Origin of the sequence: Microcystis sp. M109S1 (genome assembly GCF_020247025.1) — a bacterium.
Lineage (GTDB): Bacteria > Cyanobacteriota > Cyanobacteriia > Cyanobacteriales > Microcystaceae > Microcystis.
Window position 1 is genome coordinate 1 of sequence record NZ_JADBRW010000274.1, and the last position, 3,412, is coordinate 3,412.

The following is a 3,412-nucleotide window of genomic DNA, read 5'->3' on the forward strand; positions in this document are numbered from 1 at the left end:
AGTAATCAGTGATCAGTAATCAGTAATCAGTGATCAGTAATCAGTAGTCAGGAGACAGGAGACAGGAGACAGGAGATTATTTTTATTTATACTCCCCACACTCCACACCCTACACCTAATGCCTAGAGAATTTCAATAATTCCTTGACTGCCATCGAGACGAATGAATTGACCATCTTTTAACAATTTCATGGCATTATGCACATCCATAACCGCCGGAATTCCGTATTCTCTGGCAATAATAGCACCATGGGATAATTGTCCCCCCACCTCGGCAATAATGCCCACAGCCCGGGATAATAAAGGGGACCATCCTGAGTCAGTATAGGGAATAACGAGAATAGTATTAGGGGCAATTTCTAGATTTTGTAGGGTTGGCATAATTTTGACTCGTCCTTCCACTGTCCCCCCACTAGCGGCAATTCCCTGTAAGCGTTTTTTAGCAGTTAAATTCGAGACTAAAAATTCTCTTTGCGGGGGTTGTCCATAAACGATATAGGGAATATCGGTTAATTGAGAGTTTTCTTGGAATTGTTGGCGACGCTGGTGGATAATCTGGTTAAGATTGGCGATTTTATTATTCTGACCTAACTGGGTAACTTCTGAATAATTTAGATAAAATATATCTCCCGTCTCCGATAATATTTCCTGCTGTAACCAGAGGTTTTCTAATGCGAGAAAATGCCAGCGTAGGTGAGCTAAAAGACGGGAGTAAACTTGAGTGACTTGGTTTTTGATATTTAGTCTTTTTTGGACAGTATGGGAAGATTTAACTTTTTTATGGCTATTATTGTTGGGAATATCTAAGGATAATTGTAGCAGATATTGGGGATTTTCTCGCCATCTCGGTATCGAAATATCGGTTCCCACTTCGCTTAAATAACCGTAGGTTTCTAACCAGAGGGAAAAAGCTGAGTCAAAATCTCGATCGATCGTATTTTTTCTCAGTTCAGATAGCGATCGTATCGAGGCTATTTCTGGTGCTTGGGAGTTATCCAATCTCTCAAAAGGTACTTGCGAAATACTGCGACGCAAAGCGAAGCTAAGAGGGGCAAGAATACTATAATAGGTGGCTTTTTTTAAGAGGGTTAAAATCTCCTCAATTTGCTCTAAAATCTCCCCTGAAGATAAAGCTTCTGGGGAAGTAGCGTTAATTTTTTCGAGCGTCGGGATAAAATAGTTTTTTTGATCTTGGCTAAAGTCTTTTTCTAACTGTAATTCCCGTCCTAAAAGTTTTAATAAACCGGGAGAATTAGCCAAAGTTGCCGTTAAGGGTGGTTTGGTAAACTTTGCCCCTTTGGTCAGGAATTCTAAGCTTTCTGGAGGTAATCCCATGCGACGGAAAATTGTTCCTAACAAAGAAGCATTAAAATAGGCTCTTTGATAGTGTAAAGTCGCTGTTTCATTGAAGTCCAAATCGAGGGCTTTTTTGTCTAAAACTAACCGAAAAATATCTCCCCAAACTCCACAGGTTAAAGGACGATTAATTGACCAAGGCAAAGGACGAATCACCCCGGGGATAACTTCAGCTGCGATTTTTCTTGTCCAAATTGGCTGTAAATTAGTGATAGGACGGCACTGTAATAACCATAATTTTCGTCCGTCATGAGTCCATTCTATATCTTGGGGAATGCCATGATCAAGGGTTTCTAATTGCCGACAAAGATTAGCTACCTGTTGAATAATAGCTGGGGGAATATCTCCCGCTCCGATGATAATATTTTCTTCTAAATTAACCCGATAACTTTCGGGGGTGATTCTTCCCGATACAACTCTGGTGGCATCTCCGGGTAAAGCTTCAATAACCACATCTAAACTGAGAGGATTAATCGGATCACGACTGAAGGCAACTCCCGAAAAAACTCCTCGAATTTGTTCTTGAATTAACACAGCCATGGCCGTGTTTTCTTGACCTCGATCGAGTCGATAATTAACAGCATTAGGACTATTATAGGAGGTTTGGCAACTCAAAATCGCCGCTGCTAAATTTTCTCGATCGATGACGTTAAGAATTGTCGTATATTGTCCCGCAGATGAAGCGGTTTCACTATCTTCTCCAATAGCGGAAGATCGCACTACTAAGGGATGATTAATATCAGGATTAAGAGATTCTATTAATGGTTGTGGATCATCCCCTGGTGGTAAAATCCAACCCCGAGGAATGGGATAACCGGCACGCTTAAGATAGGCTAAAGTGGCGGCTTTTTGTCCCACTTTTGAAGCTGCCAGATTGTCATCAAGAGTTTGGAGCGATCGATCTCCACGAAAAAAACGAAACATAGTTTTTGATTCATTGTTAACACTTGCTTCAGGTAAGTCTAAATCGTCGGCTATTTTTTGAAAAATTGCCCCTAATAAACAGGCTAAAGCAATGGCAGTTATAATATAACCTGAATCGTGGGGACGGCGCAAGGTGAGAATTAAAGCTAATAAAAATAATCCTACCAATCTACCCGTAGATTTTTCTCGAAAAATAGTAAAGCTAATCCCACTAATAATTAAGGTGAGAAAAACAGCGACAAAATCGTGAACAATTAATCCCCAGAAAACATTAGTAGTTCCCGCGCCTTTTCCTAACCAATAGCGCCCCATAACTAAGGCAATTAAAGCTAATAATTCCCAAGGGGAGCCGGTGGGAAAAAAGACACGGGTTAGGAAAATAACGATAATTCCCTTGGCGGCTTCCGAAATTACCGCCAAAATTCCCACTAATTTACCCCCATGGTAAAAGGCAGCAGTTACACCGATATTACCAGTCCCTAATTGGGATAATTTACGTCCAGTTACTAGATAATTTATCCAATCGATCAGAGGCAGTCCCCCGATTATAGGACAGACTAAAAAAATAAATAGGGAACCCCAAATTTCTCTCATTATATTTTCTTAGTAACACCAAAAACTGTTATTTTTCCTATGTTAAGCTAATTCTCGGAATAAATAGCTGAAAATTTGTCAAAACGTCGTGCTTTGTAGGTTGATTCATGAATCAACCTACCATGAAAGCAAAAACCTGTACTCCCCTGCTCCCTAGCTTACCTCATAAGCGATTAAGGGTAGCAAAAAAAAGAATTAGATTCGGAGAATGAAACAGCCCTAGGGTTGGGGGGTCTTACCTTTTGCCTTCAGAAGCTGATAACTGAATTTAGGAGATCACTCTTCCTAAAGCGGCTAGATCGGGAATACACAGAGATTCCTGCTGTCGTTGAATCAGGCCTTTTTTCTGCAATTTGGTCAAGGATCGGGTCACGGTTTCCCGGGCCAGGCCACTAATGCTAAGCTAAAACGCACTTAAACCACCTAAAATAGAAATAGTAACTTGAGAAAAATCCTACTTATGCCAGCCAAAGATTTCCTAGACTTAGAAGAAAAGAAAAACTTACAAAAAGCTCTTAAAGAAGAAGAAAGAGCAGAGG

1 protein-coding gene and 1 pseudogene are annotated in these 3,412 nt (G+C 40.4%); both read right to left on the reverse strand.

What is annotated here, in order from left to right; genetic code table 11:
- Positions 1–122: 122 nt before the first annotated feature.
- Positions 123–2,873: a glycerol-3-phosphate acyltransferase gene (locus IM322_RS13525; protein ID WP_287672856.1), complete on the reverse strand. Its 2,751-nt coding sequence runs from the start codon at positions 2,871–2,873 to the stop codon at positions 123–125.
- 268 nt (positions 2,874–3,141) lie between these two features.
- A pseudogene (locus IM322_RS13530) lies at positions 3,142–3,270 on the reverse strand (helix-turn-helix domain-containing protein); the annotation flags it as partial.
- Positions 3,271–3,412: the final 142 nt, after the last annotated feature.

What these genes read in the sequence shown, in the direction of transcription:
- IM322_RS13525 (WP_287672856.1), bottom strand. Translation starts at nt 2,873, where the DNA reads ATGAGAGAAATTTGGGGTTCCCTATTTATTTTTTTAGTCTGTCCTATA.